At 66.8% G+C, this 18,632-nt stretch carries 21 protein-coding genes and 1 riboswitch; of the genes, 1 reads left to right on the top strand and 20 read right to left on the bottom strand.

Annotation, left to right across the window (positions count from 1 at the left end):
• Positions 1-198: 198 nt before the first annotated feature.
• From lgt to hisI, 8 genes are all read right to left on the bottom strand, one after another.
• On the bottom strand, positions 199-1,425 hold the full coding sequence (gene lgt, locus ACSQ12_RS08680; RefSeq protein ID WP_436065046.1) for a prolipoprotein diacylglyceryl transferase: 1,227 nt from the start codon (positions 1,423-1,425) through the stop codon (positions 199-201).
• A gap of 3 nt (positions 1,426-1,428) precedes the next feature.
• Positions 1,429-2,247, bottom strand: coding sequence for a tryptophan synthase subunit alpha (gene trpA, locus ACSQ12_RS08675; protein ID WP_209745787.1), 819 nt, complete (start codon positions 2,245-2,247; stop codon positions 1,429-1,431).
• Positions 2,244-3,575 (bottom strand): tryptophan synthase subunit beta, encoded by a 1,332-nt coding sequence (gene trpB, locus ACSQ12_RS08670; RefSeq protein ID WP_209745791.1) that lies wholly within the window; start codon positions 3,573-3,575, stop codon positions 2,244-2,246. Before trpB ends, trpA begins: the two co-directional genes overlap by 4 nt.
• Positions 3,576-3,659: 84 nt before the next feature.
• Entirely contained in the window at positions 3,660-4,478 is an 819-nt protein-coding gene (gene trpC / locus ACSQ12_RS08665) for an indole-3-glycerol phosphate synthase TrpC (protein ID WP_436065045.1), read from the bottom strand.
• Positions 4,479-4,480: 2 nt separating this feature from the next.
• Entirely contained in the window at positions 4,481-4,768 is a 288-nt protein-coding gene (locus tag ACSQ12_RS08660; RefSeq protein WP_011691546.1) for an HGxxPAAW family protein, read from the bottom strand.
• Between the two features lie 88 nt (positions 4,769-4,856).
• Entirely contained in the window at positions 4,857-5,486 is a 630-nt protein-coding gene (locus tag ACSQ12_RS08655) for a Trp biosynthesis-associated membrane protein (protein ID WP_436065044.1), read from the bottom strand.
• Positions 5,486-7,072 (bottom strand): anthranilate synthase component I, encoded by a 1,587-nt coding sequence (locus tag ACSQ12_RS08650; RefSeq protein WP_436065043.1) that lies wholly within the window; start codon positions 7,070-7,072, stop codon positions 5,486-5,488. Before ACSQ12_RS08650 ends, ACSQ12_RS08655 begins: the two co-directional genes overlap by 1 nt.
• Before the next feature lie 75 nt (positions 7,073-7,147).
• A complete protein-coding gene (gene hisI / locus ACSQ12_RS08645) occupies positions 7,148-7,543 on the bottom strand; it encodes a phosphoribosyl-AMP cyclohydrolase (RefSeq protein ID WP_209745803.1) in 396 nt (131 codons plus the stop codon).
• A gap of 101 nt (positions 7,544-7,644) precedes the next feature.
• Between hisI and ACSQ12_RS08640 the strand changes: the two genes are divergently transcribed.
• Positions 7,645-8,289 (top strand): TIGR03085 family metal-binding protein, encoded by a 645-nt coding sequence (locus ACSQ12_RS08640; RefSeq protein WP_209748458.1) that lies wholly within the window; start codon positions 7,645-7,647, stop codon positions 8,287-8,289.
• Between the two features lie 85 nt (positions 8,290-8,374).
• On the opposite strand, the gene hisF is transcribed toward ACSQ12_RS08640, so the two are convergent.
• The 12 genes from hisF to def form a co-directional block, all read right to left on the bottom strand.
• On the bottom strand, positions 8,375-9,151 hold the full coding sequence (gene hisF / locus ACSQ12_RS08635; RefSeq protein ID WP_436065042.1) for an imidazole glycerol phosphate synthase subunit HisF: 777 nt from the start codon (positions 9,149-9,151) through the stop codon (positions 8,375-8,377).
• A gap of 75 nt (positions 9,152-9,226) precedes the next feature.
• Positions 9,227-10,087, bottom strand: a complete 861-nt coding sequence (gene hisG / locus ACSQ12_RS08630; protein ID WP_011691540.1) for an ATP phosphoribosyltransferase — start codon at positions 10,085-10,087, stop codon at positions 9,227-9,229.
• A gap of 58 nt (positions 10,088-10,145) precedes the next feature.
• The gene (locus ACSQ12_RS08625) at positions 10,146-10,409 is read right to left on the bottom strand and encodes a phosphoribosyl-ATP diphosphatase (RefSeq protein ID WP_028270786.1); all 264 of its coding nucleotides are present in this window, start codon (positions 10,407-10,409) and stop codon (positions 10,146-10,148) included.
• 112 nt (positions 10,410-10,521) lie between these two features.
• Entirely contained in the window at positions 10,522-11,007 is a 486-nt protein-coding gene (gene ribH / locus ACSQ12_RS08620; RefSeq protein WP_209745809.1) for a 6,7-dimethyl-8-ribityllumazine synthase, read from the bottom strand.
• A gap of 48 nt (positions 11,008-11,055) precedes the next feature.
• Positions 11,056-11,769 carry a GTP cyclohydrolase II gene (ribA, locus tag ACSQ12_RS08615; RefSeq protein WP_209745812.1) on the bottom strand — a complete coding sequence of 238 codons (714 nt, stop codon included), beginning with the start codon at positions 11,767-11,769 and terminating at the stop codon, positions 11,056-11,058.
• Positions 11,766-12,446: a 3,4-dihydroxy-2-butanone-4-phosphate synthase gene (gene ribB / locus ACSQ12_RS08610; RefSeq protein ID WP_436066962.1), complete on the bottom strand. Its 681-nt coding sequence runs from the start codon at positions 12,444-12,446 to the stop codon at positions 11,766-11,768. Before ribB ends, ribA begins: the two co-directional genes overlap by 4 nt.
• 71 nt (positions 12,447-12,517) lie before the next feature.
• Positions 12,518-13,186 carry a riboflavin synthase gene (locus tag ACSQ12_RS08605; RefSeq protein ID WP_436065041.1) on the bottom strand — a complete coding sequence of 223 codons (669 nt, stop codon included), beginning with the start codon at positions 13,184-13,186 and terminating at the stop codon, positions 12,518-12,520.
• The gene (ribD, locus tag ACSQ12_RS08600; RefSeq protein ID WP_209748461.1) at positions 13,186-14,346 is read right to left on the bottom strand and encodes a bifunctional diaminohydroxyphosphoribosylaminopyrimidine deaminase/5-amino-6-(5-phosphoribosylamino)uracil reductase RibD; all 1,161 of its coding nucleotides are present in this window, start codon (positions 14,344-14,346) and stop codon (positions 13,186-13,188) included. Before ribD ends, ACSQ12_RS08605 begins: the two co-directional genes overlap by 1 nt.
• Positions 14,347-14,504: 158 nt before the next feature.
• A riboswitch (FMN riboswitch) is annotated at positions 14,505-14,659 on the bottom strand.
• A gap of 59 nt (positions 14,660-14,718) precedes the next feature.
• Positions 14,719-15,411, bottom strand: coding sequence for a ribulose-phosphate 3-epimerase (gene rpe, locus ACSQ12_RS08595; protein WP_436065040.1), 693 nt, complete (start codon positions 15,409-15,411; stop codon positions 14,719-14,721).
• 45 nt (positions 15,412-15,456) lie between these two features.
• Positions 15,457-17,076, bottom strand: a complete 1,620-nt coding sequence (locus ACSQ12_RS08590; protein WP_436065039.1) for an RsmB/NOP family class I SAM-dependent RNA methyltransferase — start codon at positions 17,074-17,076, stop codon at positions 15,457-15,459.
• Entirely contained in the window at positions 17,073-17,993 is a 921-nt protein-coding gene (gene fmt, locus ACSQ12_RS08585; RefSeq protein WP_436065038.1) for a methionyl-tRNA formyltransferase, read from the bottom strand. Before fmt ends, ACSQ12_RS08590 begins: the two co-directional genes overlap by 4 nt.
• Positions 17,990-18,577: a peptide deformylase gene (gene def / locus ACSQ12_RS08580; protein WP_209745827.1), complete on the bottom strand. Its 588-nt coding sequence runs from the start codon at positions 18,575-18,577 to the stop codon at positions 17,990-17,992. Before def ends, fmt begins: the two co-directional genes overlap by 4 nt.
• Positions 18,578-18,632: the final 55 nt, after the last annotated feature.

The raw sequence follows: 18,632 nt of genomic DNA, 5'->3' as shown, positions 1-18,632 counted from the left end.
GTGTGATGGGCACAACAAAGTGTTACTTACTGGAAATTGTAGGTCAGCCCGGCCTGCTGAACTAACAGTTACGCAGGCCCTGACCCGGGCTTGACCCGTCGGCAGCTCTGTGCTGACGGGAACGGGGCCCTGGTGCCACGACGCTGTGGGAACGGGCGCTGCGGGCGGTAGCCCTGCTGCCCGGTTTGCCGGCCCTGACTACTTGGTGCGGTCAGTGTCCGGCGCGGATCCGGAGTCCTGGTGAGCGGAGTTGCCGGCTGCCGGCGGGCCCTGGGCGGGCCTGGTGCCGACGGCTGGATCCGTCACCGCTTCAGTTGGGGCGGAAGTGTGCCCCGGACCGCTTTGGTTATCAGGGAGATTATCACGGGACCCACTATCTGAGACACTCTTGTCCGAATGCCGGATGCTTTTGCCGTCCGCCGGAACAGCTGCCAGTTCGCCGTCTTCGCGGTCCCCGGCCGGGGCACCGTCGTTGTCAGCCGCAGCACCGCCCTCGCTATCGGTGTCGCCGTCCTTTGCGGCCGGAACATGGCCGGCAAGGTACGGGGTGTCCGGTTCATCGCGTTTGCGGAGCCCCAGTGCAATGAACACGATCAGCGCGGCAAGGAATACGAAGATGCTGGTCCAGACGTTGAGCCGGGTGGTGATACCGAACAGGTTGATCTGTTCGGCATCGTCGATCCGCATGGCTTCGATCCAGACCCGGCCCAGGGTGTAGTACATGGCGTAGAGCCAGAACAAACGCCCGCGGCGGAAGTTGAACTTCCGGTCGAGGGCCAGCAGGATCAGCACGCCCGCGATGTTCCAGAGGGACTCGTAGAGGAACGTCGGGTGGAAGAGCGTGTCGGCCGGCATGCCAGCCGGGAAGTTAGCATTGTCGGCGTCGATCTGCAGGCCCCAGGGAAGGGTGGTGGGACCGCCGAACAGCTCCTGGTTGAAGTAGTTGCCCCAGCGCCCCAATGCCTGGGCCAGCAGCAGCCCGGGAGCGGCGGCATCCAGGAACGCGGTCAGCTTGACGCCAGCACGGCGGCAGCCGATCCATGCGCCCACGGCGCCGAGCAGTACGGCCCCCCAGATCCCCAGTCCGCCGCGCTGGATCTGCGGAATCAGGGACAGGTCGCCGGTGCCGTCGAAGCCGGGGCCGAAGTAGGCGTCCGGGGATGAGAACACGTGGTAGAGGCGGCCGCCGATGATGCCGAACGGGATCGCCCAGATGGCGATGTCCCACAGACTGCCCTCCGGCGTGCCCCTCTTGGTCCAGCGGACCGACGTCAGCCACAGGCCAACAACGATTCCGGCCAGGATGCACAGCGCGTAGGCGTGGATGCGCAGGGACCCCCACGGCAGCGGGATATCGAACCCGGACCAGTCCGGGCTCGGAATGCTGGCGGGGAGCATGGCCGCCGCGTGGAGGACTGTCTGCATTGTTTAGGCTTCTTCCCTGGTCAGGCCGGTGCTGAGGTCTTTGGTCAGGGCGGCGACAGCGTCCACGCCGCCGTCGCGGATGGCGGCGACCAGTGCCGTGCCAACGATCACGCCGTCTGCGTAGGCTGCGATCTCGCGGACCTGGCCGGCATTGGAGACTCCGAGGCCCACGCATACACGTTCGGCACCTGCCGCATGCGCGGCGGCCACGACGCCTTCCGCTGCGCTGCTGACGGAGGTCCGGGCACCGGTGACGCCCATGATGGACACTGCGTAGACAAAGCCGCGGCTGGCATCCACCGTGCGCTTCATGCGCTCCGGGGAAGAGGACGGTGCCACAAGGAAGACCCGGTCCAGTCCGTACTTGTCCGAGGCAGCCATCCATTCGGAGGCTTCGTCGGGAATCAGGTCGGGGGTGATGAGCCCGGCTCCCCCGGCTTCGGCCAGCTGGCGGGAGAACTCATCCACGCCCATCCGGACGACAGGGTTCCAGTAAGTCATGACCAGGACGGCGGCGTCGGTCTTGCTGGTGATGCCGCGGACCACGTCGAACACCTGGCGGACGTGGAAACCCTTGGCAAGGGCCTCGGTGGTGGCAGCCTGGATGACCTGTCCGTCCATGACGGGGTCCGAGTAGGGGATCCCGATCTCGATCAGGTCGGCACCGTTCTCGGCCAGCGCGATGCCGGCTGCGATGGTGTCCTCCACGCTCGGGTAGCCGGCGGGCAGGTACCCGATGAGGGCGGCCCGTCCTTCAGCGCGTGCCTTGTCGATGGCGGCTGCCGATTTGCTGGTGCTGGTGATGTCCTGAACGCCGGTCACAGCTGTTCCCCTTCTTTGCCGATCTCGGCCTCAACGGAATCCTTGTCCAGCAGATCGAACCATTCGGCGGCCGTGGCCACGTCCTTGTCCCCGCGGCCGGAGAGGTTAACGATCACGATCTTGCTGTCCGCTGGCTTGCCTTCGGCGGCAGCCTCGGCTGCGAGGCGCTGACCCACCTTGATGGCACCCGCCAGGGCGTGGGCCGATTCGATGGCCGGGATGATGCCTTCGGTCCGGCACAGGACCCGGAAGGCGTCCATGGCTTCGGCGTCCGTGATGGGTTCGTAGCTGACGCGGCCGATGTCCGAAAGGTAGGCATGCTCCGGGCCGACGCCGGGATAGTCCAGGCCCGCCGAGATGGAGTGCGACTCGATGGTCTGTCCGTCGTCGTCCTGCATCAGGTACGAGCGCGCACCGTGGAGCACGCCAGGCTTGCCCAGGCTGATGGTGGCGGCGTGCCTGCCGGTTTCCACGCCGTCGCCGCCGGCCTCGAAGCCGTAGATCCGAACCGAAGGATCGTCCAGGAAACCGTGGAAGATGCCGATCGCGTTGGAGCCGCCGCCGATGCAGGCGCAGACGGCGTCCGGCAGCCGGCCGGCCTGTTCCAGGATCTGGGCGCGGGCTTCTTCGCCGATGACCTCGTGGAAGTACCGCACCATCGCCGGGAACGGGTGAGCTCCGGCGGCCGTGCCGAGCAGGTAGTGGGTGTGGTCCACGTTCGCCACCCAGTCGCGGAGCGCCTCGTTGATGGCGTCCTTGAGTGTCTGCGATCCGCTGGTCACCGGAATGACCGTGGCGCCCAGGAGCTCCATGCGGGCCACGTTCAGGGCCTGGCGCCGGCAGTCCTCGGCGCCCATGTACACCACGCACTCGAGGCCCAGCAGGGCGGCGGCCGTTGCGCTGGCCACGCCGTGCTGGCCCGCTCCGGTTTCGGCGATCACGCGGGTCTTGCCCATGCGCTTGGCCAGCAGTGCCTGGCCCAGGACGTTGTTGATCTTGTGCGAACCGGTGTGGTTCAGGTCCTCGCGCTTGAGGAAGATGCGGACTCCCCCGGCGTGCTCCGCGAAGCGTTTGGCCTCGGTAAGCAGGGACGGACGGCCGGAGTAGTTCTTGTTCAGGTCCTTGATCTGGGCGACGAATTCCGGGTCGGCCTTGGCCTTTTCGAAAGTGTCTTCCAGCTCATCCAGGGCCGCGATAAGGGATTCGGGCATCCAGCGCCCGCCGTAGGAGCCGAAGTACGGACCCGGCGCGTGGCGCAGGGACCGGTCTCCTTGCAGAAATGCGTCCGCGGTGCCCTCATCAGAGCCGGTTGTTGGCGCGTCGACCATCGGTCTCACCATCCTGTTCCACTGTTCATAAGAAAAATCGGGTGGCACCCGGCGTCAGCAGACTGATGCCGGGCGCCCCGGTCGTCAGACCCGTGCTGCGATGGCTTCCGCCCCGGCAGCGGTAAATTCGGCAATCCGCTCCCGCGGGGTTGCGTCGCTCACGAGCGCTTCACCCACGAGGACGGCGTTGGCACCGCTCGCGGCGTAATGCCGGACGTCGTCCACGCCGCGGACACCGGACTCGGCAACGATGACCGCCTCCGGAGGGATGCCGCCGGAAAGGGAGGCAAAAACGGAACGGTCGACGTCGAGCGTCTTGAGGTTGCGGACGTTGACGCCGATGATCCGGGCGTCCGCCGCTACGGCGCGTTCGATTTCTTCTGCCGTGTGCGTCTCCACCAAAGCGTTCATGCCCAGTTCACGGGTGAGCTGGCTGAAGTCGCGCAGTTCCGCATCGGTCAGCGAAGCGACGATCAGCAGGACCAGGTCCGCACCGTGCGCCCGCGCTTCCCAGATCTGGTATTCGTCGACGGTGAAGTCCTTGCGCAGCAGCGGAACGTCGACGGCTTTCCGGACGGCGTCGAAATCGGCGAGGGACCCGCTGAACCGGCGCTGCTCGGTGAGCACGCTAATAACGGACGCACCGCCGTCGGCGTATTGGACGGCCAGCTCGGCCGGATCGGCGATGCTCGCCAGATCGCCCTTGGAGGGGCTGCGCCGCTTGATTTCCGCTATGACCTTCAGCTGCTTCCGCGGCGAGGCATCCCCGCCGAGGGCTGCCCAGGCGTCACGCGCGGGTGCGGCCGCTGCGGCGCGCTCCTTCAGTTCGGCGAGGGACACCAGGCGCCGGCGGGCCTCCATGTCCTCCCGTGCACCGGCATTGATGTCATCGAGAACAGTCACTGCTAGTGGCCGGAGTTCTTCAGCTTGCTGCCGTCCACGCCGTAGCCGGCCTTCCGCATGATCCAGCCGAGCAGCAGGCCGATCACCATGACTGCCGCGCCGGCAATGAAGATCGGGGTGCTGGCGATGACAAAGGCGATGGACGCAATGAGAGCACCCACCAGCATAACGATCACGCACGTCCAAGCGGCCGGGCTGTTGCCGTGGCCGAGGTCTGCGCTGTGGTCGACGCCGGTGTTGACGTTCTGGGCAGCAGCGGATTTGGATGCGGAAACAGTGGCTTTGCTCATGGAAATCTCCTCAGGATGAATACTGCTTACATTCTGCCATTTTTTGGCGGCACCTTGGACATCGGCCGGGGACATCGGCGGTCCCGGCTTACGTGGGATCGTCGCCCCGCGACAGCCTGTCCCAGCTGTCGATCTCGTCCGCGGGGCCATCGGATGCACCGGCCGCTGCGGCGTCATATTTGGTCCGCGCTTTCCAGTGCCGGCCCGCCGGAATGATCAGCAGGGCACCCAGCCCCAGCAGGACGCCGGCGACGACGGCGAGTGCCGGGAAGGCTGAGACGCTCACCTGGACGCTGCTGCCGGTGATGCCGGTGGCGGCGGCGATGGACCCTTGGGCTGCTGCGAGGGGGTCCGCCATCACTGTCACGGCTGCGGCCACGATCCCTACCGATGCCAGGACGATGATCGCCGTGATGATCCAGCGGGCAATCCGGCCTGCGATCGAGGCGGCGAGGCCGCCGGCCAGCGCCACGAGTGCCAGCGCGGTCACGGTGGTGGCCGCTTTGCTGCCCTGTACCTGCAGGCCGTCCTGGCTGTTGACGGCCTGGCCCAGCTGGGCCGGGTCCAGGTGGACGGTCAGCCATGTCTGGGTTGTGGTGCCGAAGGCGGCCAGGGCCATCGCGGCTATGACGAGGACCAGCGTGGACTTCCGCGCCCACACCGGGGCACCGGCCCGTTTCCTGGCCGGTTGGCTTGCCTTATCGTCCATGACGCCCATCAACGGCCGGCTGTGTCTGTGCCAGCAGCATCGCCCGGCTCTGGAACGGAGTCGGCTGTGATGTTGTGCAGTGACCCTGCCGTGTGGACGGCGCGCAGCGGCGCGGCGGCCTTGTTGACGGTTTCCAGTGCCTCCGTCGGGTTCACCGAGTCGGCAACGATGCCGCCGCCGGCCTGGACGTAGGCACGGCCTTCGCGGAGCAGCGCGGAACGGATGGCGATGGCCATGTCCATGTCGCCGGCAAAGTCCAGGTAGCCCACCACGCCGCCGTAGATACCGCGGCGGTGCGGTTCCAGCTCGTCGAGGAGCCGCAGGGCGCGGGGCTTCGGGGCACCGGAGAGCGTCCCGGCGGGGAAGGTTGCCTTGAGGACGTCGTAGGCCTTGGCTGCCGGGGCGAGTTTGCCCACCACCGTGGACACCAGGTGCATGATGTGGCTGAAGCGCTCCACTTCCATGAACTGCGTGACATCCACTGTGCCGGCTACGCACACCTTGGAGAGATCATTGCGGGACAGGTCCACCAGCATGAGGTGCTCGGCGCGTTCCTTCTGGTCAGCCAGGAGCTCCTCGGCGAAAGCCTTGTCCGCCTCTAAGGTCTTGCCGCGGGGACGGGATCCGGCGATGGGGTGGGTGATGACTTCCTCGCCGGTGACCGTCACGAGGGCCTCCGGGGATGAGCCCACGATGGAGTACTGCCGGCCGGCGGCATCTTCAAGGCTGAAGATGTACATGTACGGGCTGGGATTGGTGTTCCTCAGCACCCGGTACACATCCAGCGGATCGGCGCCGCACTCCATTTCGAAGCGGCGGGAAATGACCACCTGGAAAACTTCACCGTCGACGATCGCTTCCTTGCCGCGGTCCAGGGCAGCAAGGTAGTCGGGTTCGTTCCAGCGTTCCTGGACGCTTGAGGCAAAGTCCAGTGCGGCCGGCTCCAGGACGGAAATCGGCTGTTCCACAGGGGTGCTGACCTTGGCCAGGAGTGCCTTGACCCGGGCCACGGCGTCGTGCCATGCCTCGTCCACACGCTCTGAGCTGTTGTCGAAGTTGATGGCGTTCGCGATCAGCAGGACGGTGCCGTCCATGTTGTCGTGCACTGCCATGTCCGTCACCAGGTTCAACGCCAGCTCCGGCAGTTCCAGGTCGTCTTCAGGCGGGCTGGTGAGTTTTTCCCAGTGCCGTACGGTTTCCCAGCCGAGGAAGCCAACCAGGCCCGAGGTGAACGGCGGCAGGCCCTCGAAGCGGTCCGTGCGCAGGGCTTCCACGGTGTCCCGGATGGCGTCAACCGGGTTCCCGTCGACCGGCACACCGGCCGGCGGCTCGCCCAGCCAGTGCGCCTGCCCGTCCTTGGTGGTCAGGGTGGCGCGTGACTTCGCGCCAATAAAGGAATAGCGGGACCATGAGCCGCCCACGGCCGCGGATTCCATCAGGAAGGTGCCGGGCTGGCCGTTCGCCAGCTTGCGGTAGAGCCCGATGGGCGTCTCGGCGTCGGCCAGGACCTTCAGCCGGACGGGGATGACGCGGCTGTGGCTGGCGAGCTCCCGGAATTCCTCGAGGCCCGGGCTGATGATTCCAAGGTCCTGCATGGCTATGGTTTTCCGCCTGTTCTTGAGTGGTGCCTGAATCGTGTGGTGGGTGCGCCGCACCCTGCCTGAACGGTGCTAGCTGGCGATGCCGGCGTCGCCGGCTACCACGGTAAGCCCGCGGCCGTCGAAGCAGGTGCGCGTGCCCGTGTGGCAGGCCGCTCCGACCTGGTCGACGCGCACCAGCAGGGCGTCGCCGTCGCAGTCCAGTGCAACGGATTTGACCCATTGCACGTGGCCGGAGGTGTCACCCTTGCGCCAGTACTCCTGGCGGGACCGGGAGTAGAACGTCACCCGCCCGGTGGTCATGGTGCGCCGCAGTGCCTCGTCATCCATCCAGCCGAGCATGAGCACCTCATTGGTGTCGAACTGCTGGACGATGGCGGCTACAAGCCCGGCGGCGTCACGCTTGAGGGCGTCCGCCACTTCGGCAGGCAGGACAGGTACTGGGGCGGGGGCGGGCTGCTCAGACATCAGACCAAGTCTAGTGCCTCACCGCAGTGTGACGATCAGGGTCAAAAACGGCGGCGCTTCCAGTGCGCAACTCGCCGCCTCTCGTGCTAGTTTCACAAGTGATGCATTTCGTCGATCCGTCCCGAGAAGTCCTGGCCGAAACCCTGTTGGCGGCCGGTCCTGACTCCCCCACGCTCTGCAGGGGCTGGCGCACGCGCGACCTCGCCGCGCACCTCTACCTGCGCGAACGCAAGGCAGGGGTCGGGCTTGGCCTGATTATCAAGAGCCTGGCCAAAGCCTCCGACGAGGCCACCGCGAAGCTCGCCGCAAAACTCAAGACCACCGAGGACTACACGCGGCTGGTCAATACCTTCCGCGCCGGTCCCCCGGCGTTGTCGCCGCTGCGGATCAAGGCCCTGGCCGAGAGCTCCAACCTCATCGAGTACTTTGTGCACACCGAGGATGTCCGCCGCGCCGTGGACCGTTGGGCACCGCGTGCCCTGGACGAGGCATACTCCGACGCCCTGTGGGATGAACTCATCAAACGCGCAGCCATTCTGTACCGCGGCGTGGACCTGGGCATCGTGCTGGTGCGGCCTTCCGGTCCGCGCCACGTCGCCAAACGCGCTCCCGTATCGGTGGCCATAGTGGGCGAACCGGGCGAACTCCTGATGCACGCCCATGGGCGCACCCGCCACGCGCTGGTGACCTTCGAAGGCCAGCCGGACGCCGTGGCGCTCCTCCAGTCAGCCGAAGTCGGACTGTAACAGCAGCCCGCTGATTGAGCTTCGGCCATGCCCGCCGGGTTCTCAACGACCGGAGAGTTCCAGGCTCAACCACCGGAGAGTTCCGCTAGCGGACTTCGAAGCCCGCTTCGCGGATGGCCGTCTTGACCTGCGAGATCATGTCCACCGGCCCGAAGTGGAAGATCGACGCAGCCAGCACGGCGTCAGCTCCTGCCGCGACGGCGGGCGGAAAGTGTTCGGGCTTGCCCGCCCCGCCGGAGGCGATGATGGGCACCCTGACGGCGGCACGGACCAGCCGGATCAGCTCGATGTCGAAGCCGTCCTTGGTACCGTCGGCATCAATGGAGTTGAGCAGGATCTCCCCGACGCCACGGTCCGCGGCTTCGCGCGCCCACTGGATGGCGTCGATTCCGGTCCCCTGCCGGCCGCCGTGCGTGGTCACCTCAAAGCCCGACGCTGTGGGCTCGGATCCGGGGCGGGTGCGCCGGGCGTCCACGGACAGGACCAGGACCTGGGACCCGAAATGCCGGGTGATTTCGTCGATGACATCCGGCCGTGCCACGGCCGCCGTGTTGATGGACGCCTTGTCCGCGCCGTAACGCAGGAGCTTGTCCACTTCGGCCACGCCGCGGACGCCGCCACCGACGGTGAGCGGAATGAAGACTTCCTCGGCAGTCCGGCGGACCACATCGAAGGTGGTTTCGCGGTTGCCCGACGATGCGGTGACGTCCAGGAAGGTGAGCTCGTCGGCCCCGCCGTTGTCATAGCGGTGGGCCAGTTCCACTGGATCGCCGGCGTCCCGTAGGCCTTCAAAGTTGATGCCCTTGACTACGCGGCCGGCGTCAACGTCCAGGCACGGAATAACGCGCACTGCTACAGCCATGATGTCTCCTGAGGATTTCGCTGGTGGAAGATGCGGTGGAGACCGCAGAAACGGGCAGGGCCTAAACGGTCAAGCTCAGATCCGGCAGGCGTGGATGCTGCTGACCAGGATTGCACGGGCACCCAGGTCGTAGAGCTCATCCATGATCCGGTTGGTTTCCTTCTTCGGCACCATGGATCGCACGGCCACCCAGTCGGAGTCGCGCAGCGGGGAAACCGTGGGCGATTCCAGGCCGGGTGTCAGCGCCGCCGCTTGCTCCACGAGTTCCTTGCGGATGTCGTAGTCCATCAGGACGTACTGCCGGGCCACGAGCACACCCTGCAGCCGGCGGATCAGGACTTCGATCTCCTTGGCCGTGCCGTTCGCTGCGCCTTCCTGGCCGGTGCGGCGGATCAGCACCGCCTCGGACTTGAGGATCGGTTCGCCGAAGATTTCCATCCCGGCCGCCTTGAGGGTGTTCCCGGTTTCGACGACGTCGGCAATCGCGTCCGCGACGCCGAGCCGCACCGAGGATTCCACGGCACCGTCCAAGCGGACCACCTTGGCGTTGATGCCTCGCTCGGCGAGGTAGCCGCGCAAGAGGCCGTCGTAGCTTGTGGCCAGGCGCTTGCCTTCGAGCTCTTCCACTTTGGTGAAGTCACCCACGGGACCGGCGAAGCGGAAAGTCGAAGCCGCAAAGCCCAGCGGCAGCAGTTCCTCAGCCTCCACCTCGGCGTCGAGGAGCAGGTCACGCCCGGTGATGCCGACGTCGAGCGTTCCCCTGCCGACGTAAACGGCGATGTCGCGCGGGCGGAGGAAGAAGAATTCAATGTCGTTGTCCGGGTCCACCATGACCAGTTCGCGGGTATCGCGGCGCTGGCGGTAGCCGGCTTCGGACAGCATGGCCGAAGCCGCTTCGGACAGGGATCCCTTGTTGGGGACGGCAACTCGCAGCATGGGGGTCTTTCTGGGTTAGGAAGTCTTGGTCACAGGCAATCGGCCACGCTCAGCATGGCTACAGATGCTTGTAGACGTCTTCCAGGGTCAGGCCTTTGGCGAGCATCAGAACCTGCAGGTGGTACAGGAGCTGGGAGATTTCCTCGGCGGCGGCCTCATCGGATTCGTATTCGGCAGCCATCCACACTTCGGCGGCTTCCTCAACGACCTTCTTGCCGATGCCGTGGACTCCGGACTCCAATTCTGCGACGGTGCGGGAGCCTGCCGGACGGGTGGCTGCCTTCTCACTCAGTTCTGCAAACAGCGTCTCGAAATTCTTCACGCCCTCCAGCCTACTTGCTCCGGGCCTGACCCCGCCTGTCGGGCCGTTCCATGACGGCGTCGATGTGAGGCAACGCACAGCAAACACGGCACCGGAGCAAGCAAGGCGAAGCCTAGCTGTACTGCTTCAGGATGACCGCAGTGGCCAGCGCGGCGGTGACGGCTTCGTGCCCCTTGTCCTCCTTGGACCCGGGCAGGCCCGCGCGGTCCAGGCCCTGCTGCTCGGTGTCGCAGGTGAGCACCCCGAAACCCACCGGAACGCCGGTGTTGACGCTGACGTCGGTCAGCCCCATCGTTGCCGCCTCGCAGACGTACTCGAAGTGCGGCGTTCCGCCGCGGATCACAACACCAAGCGCCACAACGGCGTCGAAGTGCTTGGCCAGCCGGGCGGCGGCCACGGGGAGCTCAAAGCTGCCCGGAACCCGCAGGACGGTCGGATCGCTGATTCCGGCGTCCTTCGCGGCACGCAGCGCGCCGTCCAGCAGCCCGTCCATAATCTGGGTGTGCCAGCTGGCGGCCACAATGGCCAGTTTCAGCTGGGACGTCTCCGCCGGGTTGAGGGTTGTCAGGTCAATCTCCGGTGCGCCGTGTCCACTCATCTAAAGTCTCCTGCTTCGTTCTTTTTCGTCAGTCTTATTCGTGCTGGTTCAGTCTTGTTCGTGCTGGTAGGGCCCCTGGCCGGCGGCCGGCAATGCCGTCACCGGTTCACCGCCCCGGGTGTCCAGGACGAGCCGGTGGTCCATCCGGTCTTTTTTGGTCTGCAGGTACCGGATGTTCTGTTCGCGTGAAGGGACCTCAGTGGGAACCATCTCGACGACGGTGACGCCGGCATCCGCCAACCGGTTCTGCTTGTCCGGGTTGTTGCTCAGCAGTCGCACTTCGTGCAGTCCCAGCTCGGCCAGGATCTGCGCGGCGGCGTTGTAGCAGCGTGCATCGACGGGAAGGCCCAGCTGTTCGTTGGCTTCGACCGTATCGAAGCCGGCTTCCTGCAGGGCGTAAGCCTTGATCTTGTTGGCCAGGCCGATTCCGCGGCCTTCCTGTCCGCGAAGGTACAGCAGCGTGCCGCCTTCCTCGTTGATCTTCTCGAGGGCGTAGGCCAACTGCTCTCCGCAATCGCAGCGGTAGGAACCAAAAACGTCCCCGGTGAGGCATTCCGAATGCAGCCGGACCAGCGGTGCCTTGCCATCCACAGGCGGAATCGGTGAACTCACGGCGAGGTGCTCGGCACCCGTCACCAGGTCGGTCCAGGCCTGGGCCACGAAGTCCCCGAATTCACTGGGCAGCTGGACAACTGGTCCGCCGCTGACCGGGTGCGGCCGGCGCCCGGCCTTAACGTCTTTTCGTGCCTCTGAAGCCGTCATCGTATCTCCTCATTCCCCGCCGGGACCGGCGCCTGTCCATCCCGCAGCCCTGCATCCAGGTACGCCACCAGATCCTCGATCGAGATCAGCGGGCATCCATGTTCTGCAGCGAAACCGCGAAGTCCGTCCAGACGCATCATTTCTCCGTTGTCGTGCACCACCTCGGCGATCACGCCCACCGGCTCCAGTCCGGCAAGCCGGCACAGGTCCACGGCCGCTTCGGTGTGGCCCGGGCGTTCACGCACTCCACCGTTAACGGCCCGGAGCGGGAAAACATGCCCGGGACGGGTGATCGATCCGGGGCGGCTCGCGGGATCCGCCAGCACGCGGGCGGTGAGTGCCCGGTCTGTTGCCGAAATTCCCGTGCTGACGCCAACGGCCGCATCGCAGGAAACCGTGTAGGCGGTGCCTTTGGAGTCTTCGTTGACTTCGACCATGGGCGGCAACAACAGGGCATCTGCCCGGGCTCCGTCGAGCGGCACGCAGATCACCCCGGAGCTGTAGCGGACTGTCCAGCCCATCAGTTCGGGCGTGGCGTGCTGGGCGGCGAAAATGATGTCGCCTTCGTTTTCACGGTCCTCGTTGTCCACCACCAGGACGGGGAGGCCGGCAGCCATGGCCCGGACGGCGTCTTCGATCGGGTCCAGTACCCTGCCCGTCGTCACTGCCACAGGGATGCCGGGTTCATCGTTGAGTTCATGGCGGCTCAGTTCATTGGTGTGCAGCTTGGGTGTGTTCTTGAGCTGGCTCACTTGGAGTCCCCCGTTCCGGTTGTGACATTCGCGGTGCCAGCGCCGGTGGCGGGGCCCCCGGCGAACGCGAGCAGGCGTTCGGTGTACTTGGCCAGCACGTCAACTTCGAGGTTGACCCTGCTGCCAAGGCTCTTCGCACCTAGGCCGGTTTCGGCCAGGGTGGTGGGAATGAGGCCCACTTCGAACCACGGCGCCGGTTCCGACGCGTCGCTGACTGCGGTCACGGTGAGGGAGACGCCGTCGACGGCGATCGATCCCTTTTCAGCGATGTACCGGGCAAGCCGCACGGGCACTCCGAACCGCAGGCGGTCCCAGTTGCCGAGGGCCTCGCGCTCGAGGAGCTCCCCGACGCCGTCCACGTGCCCCTGGACAACATGTCCGTCCAGGCGTCCGCCGGCCGGTACACAGCGCTCCAGGTTCACGGTGTCGCCCGCGTCGAGCTCGCCGATGGTGCTGCGGACCAGGGTCTCGCCCATGACGTCGACGCTGAAGTCCTGGCCGTCAATCGCGGTGGCGGTCAGGCATACTCCGTTGACGGCCACCGAGCCGCCCAGAGCCAGTCCTTCGGTGCTGCCGGGCGCATGGAGCCGCACCGTGGCGCTGACGTCGCCGTTGCGTTCGACGGACAGGACCCTGCCCTGTTCGGCAATAATTCCGGTAAACATCAGTTGCCTCCTGTGGCGGTGCCCGCGCCGGTGCGGTGCGGTAAGGATTCGGGTGAGCTGGTCAGGGATAGAGAGGGTTCGGGGGCAGCCGGTGCTGCCGGCAAGGGCGCCTCGGCCGATTCGGCGGGCCCGGCACTTCTTGCGGCTGGTTCGGCGCTCCCCGGAAACAGGTGGAGCCTGAGGTCCCGGCCCAGGCTCTGCACGGCTCCCCCGGAGGCCTGGTCCCAGTCCCAGGCCTGGGCGTCGGCGAGGGTCGTGATGCCGAGGTCGCCGAGTGCGGGAGTGCCGGATCCGAGCAGGGTGGGCGCCAGGTAGACGATCAGTTCGTCCACGAGGCCTGCGGCGAGGAATGCGCTCAGGATGCTGGACCCGCCTTCCACCATGACGTGGCGGACACCGGCGGTGAAGAGCTTCTCCAGTGCCTCGTGCGGATCCCGGGTGGGCAGGTGCAGGACACGGCCGTCGTCGCCGTGGATGGCGGCGTCGTCGGGAATTCCCCGGAGCCCCATGACCGCGCGCAGCGGCTGGCTCCCTGCCGGTTTGCCGGACGCGTCCCGGGCAGTGAGCCGGGGGTTGTCCACGAGGAGCGTTTGCGTACCCACCAGGATGGCATCGACCCGGCTGCGGAGTCCGTGGTTGTCCGCGAGGGACTCCGGACTGGAGATCCACTGGCTGGTGCCGTCCGACGCCGCGATGCGGCTGTCCAAGGTCTGGGCGATATGGAGGGTAACGAAGGGTCGCTGGCCGAGGACAGCCTCAAACCAGCGGCGGTTCAGCTCGAACGCAGACCGGGCGGCCAGGCCGGAACGAACGCTGACGCCTGCGGCCCGCAGCGTTGCGGCTCCGCCGGCGGCAGGGTCATGGGGGTCGTCCACGGCGTACACCACCGAAGCAATGCCGGCGTCGATAATTGCCTGGGCACAGGGGCCGGTCCGTCCGCAGTGGTTGCACGGCTCGAGGGTGACCACCATGGTTGACCCGGTCAGGTCGATGCCCTGCATGCCGGCCTGGGCAATGGCGTCAGCCTCCGCATGCGCCGTCCCGGCGCCGCGGTGGTAACCGGTCACCAGTTGCCGGCCATCAGGACCGACGACGACGGCGCCCACCAGCGGGTTTGCCCCGCGCGGCCCCAGGAGCGCAGCGTCGAGGGCCGCATCCATGGCATGGATCTCGGCAGCACTGAACCGTTCGGCAGTCTGCGGCGCTGTTGTCTTCGGCGTCAAAGCGTTCGTCGTTCCTTCCCTCGAGAACCGCGTGGGCTCCGGGGGTATACGACAGCGCAATGCCGCACAGCCCGAAGGGCAGTGCAGTAACAGCTGTACGTGCTTCTCTCATCCAGACTTTAACTGTCGGTACCGGAATTTCACCGGTTCAACCGTCCGCCGGAACAGTTCCTGGAGAGGATCTGTGCCGGCTCGCGGGTCGCGGACTGTCACCGCCGGTTCGGACTTACACCGACCCCGGAGCACGTATTGTGTGTTGTTATTCTGTCACAACTGAGTGACTGGTCCGTGTATTCCCGTCAGACTCCGTCATGATTCCGAAACAGTGTGTGCCACGCCCGGAACCGGGCGTGAGCCGGCTTCCCGGAGGCGGTCAATCGCTGCCGCCGGGTCATCAGCACCGTACACGGCCGAGCCTGCCACGAAGACGTTGGCTCCTGCCTCGGCCGCCCGGACAATGGTCTCCTCGGTGATCCCGCCGTCCACCTGCAGCGCCACTCCGGTGCCCGAACCGTCGATCGCCGCCCGGGCACGCCTGATCTTCGGGAGGGTCAGGTCCAGGAACGACTGGCCGCCGAACCCGGGCTCCACGGTCATGATCAGCAGGAGGTCCAGTTCCGACAGCATGTCCAGGTAGGGCTCCACCGGAGTGCCGGGACGCAGCGCCATCCCGGCCTTGGCGCCGCGTGCGCGGAGCTCCCGTGCCAGTTTGATGGGCGCGATCGACGCTTCAACGTGGAACGTCACGGAGGCGAGCCCGGCGTCGGCGAAGGCGGGCGCCCAGCGGTCGGCGTCGGCGATCATCAGGTGTGCATCCAGCGGCACGGGGCTGACGGCCTGTATGCGCTGGACCACGGGAAGGCCGATGGTCAGGTTCGGCACAAAGTGGTTGTCCATCACGTCAACGTGGACGGCGTCGGCGTTGCTGATTCTGCGCAGCTCCGCCTCCAGGTTGACGAAGTCGGCGGAGAGAATGCTGGGGTTGATGCAGCACTGAGCCATGTCGGCTCCTTTCACTCAAGCGGAGGGATCGGGTTTCGCGGAGGATCAGGGCTTTTTGTGGATGAGGGCCAGGAACATGGCGTCAGTCCGGTGCACGTGCGGCCACAGCTGGGCCGTCAGTTCGTGGCCGGCCTCAAGATGGCCGGGCAGGCTGACCTTGTCCAGGGCGGCGCCGGCATCGAGCAGTTCCAGGTCGTCGCGTTTGCGCAGCGCGTCGGTCACGACGGCGGTGGTTTCGGCGGGGTGCGGCGAGCACGTCACGTAGGCGACCACGCCGCCGGGCCGGACTGCGTCCAGGGCTGACTTAAGCAGTTCGCGCTGGAGCGGGCCCAGGTCCGCGAGGTCCTTGGGCGTGCGCCGCCACCTCGACTCCGGCCTGCGCCGCAGGGCACCAAGTCCGCTGCAGGGGACGTCGACGAGCACGCGGTCGAAAGTCCCCGCCATTTCAGTTCCGACGTCGCGGCCGTCCCCGGTCCGGACATGCCACACCTCGTGAGGGACGGCAGCCAGCGCCTGCCGGACCAGCTTGGCACGGTGCGGGGCGGGTTCGTTGGCCAACAGGGTTGCGCCCTGCTGCCGCGCCAGGGCGCCCAGGAGGGCCGCCTTTCCCCCGGGTCCGGCGCAGAGGTCCAGCCATTTCTCGCCGCCCTTGCCGGCGGACTGCCCGTCAGCACTCCCCGGACCCGCGGGCTGCAGATCCGCGGAATGCAGATCCACTGCCGCCATGGCCCGGGCCACCAGCTGCGAGCCAACGTCCTGCACCCTCGTGCTGCCGTCCCGCACGGAGGCCAGCCGGCCGAGGTCCCCGCCACTGGAGAGCGCCGAACCCTCGACGAGTTCCCCGGCTGTGGCCCCGCCTTCCAGGGCTTCGTCCAAACTCCCCAGGCCAGGCAGCGCAACCAGGTTGACCACCGGCGCAGCGTTGTCTGCTTCCAAGAGGTCGTCGATTTCGGTGACCGGGCGTCCGTGTGCCACCAGCGACTGCCGCAGGGCGCGGACAATCCACTCCGGGTGGGCGTAGCGGATGGAGGCCACCCGCGTTTCGTCCTGCTCGTCGCTGAGCAGCAGCTCCAGCCACTCGTCCAGCGTGTGGGCGGAGACCTTGCGCAGGACGGCGTTGATCAAGGCGGATGGCCCGGCGCCAATGACCGCACGGGCCAGTCCAACGGTCTGGTCCAGGGCGGCGTGGGCGGGTACGCGCATGGCCAGCAGCTGGTGTGCGCCGATCCGCAGGGCATCCAGGATGGCAGGATCCAGCTGGTCCAGCGGCCGGTCGACGCAGCGGGCCAGGACGGCGTCATAGGTTCCCTGCCCGCGCAGCGCCCCGTAGCTCAGTTCGGTGGCGAAGCCGGCGTCCCGCTTGTCCAGGCCGTGGTGGCGGATCCGGGCCGGCAGGACCAGGTTTGCGTAGGCGTCTTCCGATGCGACGGCACGCAGCACTTCAAAAGCCACCAGTCGGGCGGGGTCGGCACGCCGCGTACGCTGCGAAGGGGCGTTCTCGCTGAAGTTCCGCTTCGGCCCGCGGTTGCGTTCCCGGCCCTGAGCGTCGCGCTGGCCTCCTTGGCGGCGACCGCCGGAAGACCCGCCGGACTGCCCGCCGCCGCTTGCTCTCCCCTGACGGGGCCCCCCGCCGCGGCCGCTGCCGCCCGTTCCGGACTCACTCATTCGAATACCACGCCTTCCAGTGCTGCTTGTCCGCGCGCCCAGTCGGCGGCGGCCATCATCTTCTTGCCCGAGGGCTGTATCCGCGTCAGTTCAACGGGATGGGACCCCGTACCCACCAGAACTCTCTTTCCGTCGAGCAGCACCTGGCCCGGCTGCAGTGCCGGAGCGTCGGTCCGGAGCGCAACAGGTTCGAGCTTGACACGCTGTCCGTCCAACGTGGTCCAGGCGCCGGGTTCAGGCGTGACGCCACGCGCCCTGCGCGCGATGGCTAGGGCGGGCTCGCGCCAGTCGATCCGGCCGTCATCGATGCCCAGTTTGGGCGCCAGGGACACGTCCCCCGCCTGCGGTACGGCTACCGCCCGTCCCGCTTCGATAGCCGAAAGCGTTTGGGCGAGCAGCACCGCACCGCTGTGCGAGAGCCGTTCCAAGAGTTGACCGGAGGTGTCATCAGGCCGTACCGATTCGGTGAGGGTGCCGAAAACCGGGCCGGTATCCAACCCTTCTTCGAGGAGGAACGTCACGGCGCCCGTGATGTCGTCGCCTGCCATAACTGCACGCTGCACCGGTGCGGCGCCTCGCCAGGCGGGCAGCAGGGAAAAGTGCAGGTTGATCCAGCCGTGCCGCGGAACGTCCAGCGCCGCGCGCGGGATGAGGCCTCCGTAGGCCACGATGGCTGCCGCGTCCGGCGCTGCGGCGGCTATCCTGGCGGTCACTTCCGCGTCAACCTTCGCGGCGCGGATCACCTCAATGCCGAGTTCGGCGGCGCGCGCGGCAACGGGCGACGGCGTGAGCACGCGCTTGCGTCCGATCGGCGCGTCCGGCCGGGTCAGGACGGCAACGACGTCAAAGCCTGCCTGAACCAGGGCGTCCAGGGACGGTACCGCGACAGCCGGCGTACCGGCGAAGAGTACCCTCACTCGGCGGCGCCGAAACTGCCGCCGCCAAAACTGCCGCCCCCGAAACTGGAACCAACAGTCTTCGCCCGCTTCGACGTCGTCCGTTCGGTAATCGCGTCGTAATTGGCGTTGCGGATGGAACGCAGGGCAGCCTTGCGGTCTTCGCCCTCAAGCCTGTCCGTGAAGAGAATGCCGTCGAGGTGGTCTGTTTCGTGCTGGAAGCAGCGGGCCAGCATGCCCTCGCCGTCCACGGTGACGGGATTTCCATGCAGGTCGACTCCGGTGACCCGGGTGGCCCGGCGCCGGCGGACGGGGAAGCCGAGGCCCGGGATGGACAGGCAGCCTTCCACTTCATCAGGCTGGAAGTCGTCGCTGTTTTCCAGCACCGGGTTGATGATGTGGCCTTCCACTCCGCCGATGCGGTAAGTGAAAACCCTCTTGCTGACGCCGACCTGGGGCGCGGCCAGGCCGGCGCCGTCCACATCCTCCATGGTCTCGGTCATGTCGGCAACGAGTTTTGCGAGTTCCGGCCCGAATTCCGTCACGGGATCGGCAACCGTGCGCAGCACAGGGTCGCCGATGATGCGGATATTCAAAATGGCCATGTGAGATCTGTCCTTCGGTAAAACGGCGGTACGGGATCCAGTCCAGTTTAGTTGG

Source organism: Arthrobacter sp. LjRoot14, from assembly GCF_964253905.1.
Classification (GTDB): Bacteria; Actinomycetota; Actinomycetes; order Actinomycetales; family Micrococcaceae; genus Arthrobacter.
Note: the sequence above shows the minus strand (reverse complement) of the source record. Positions and strands in the feature narration are given on the sequence as shown.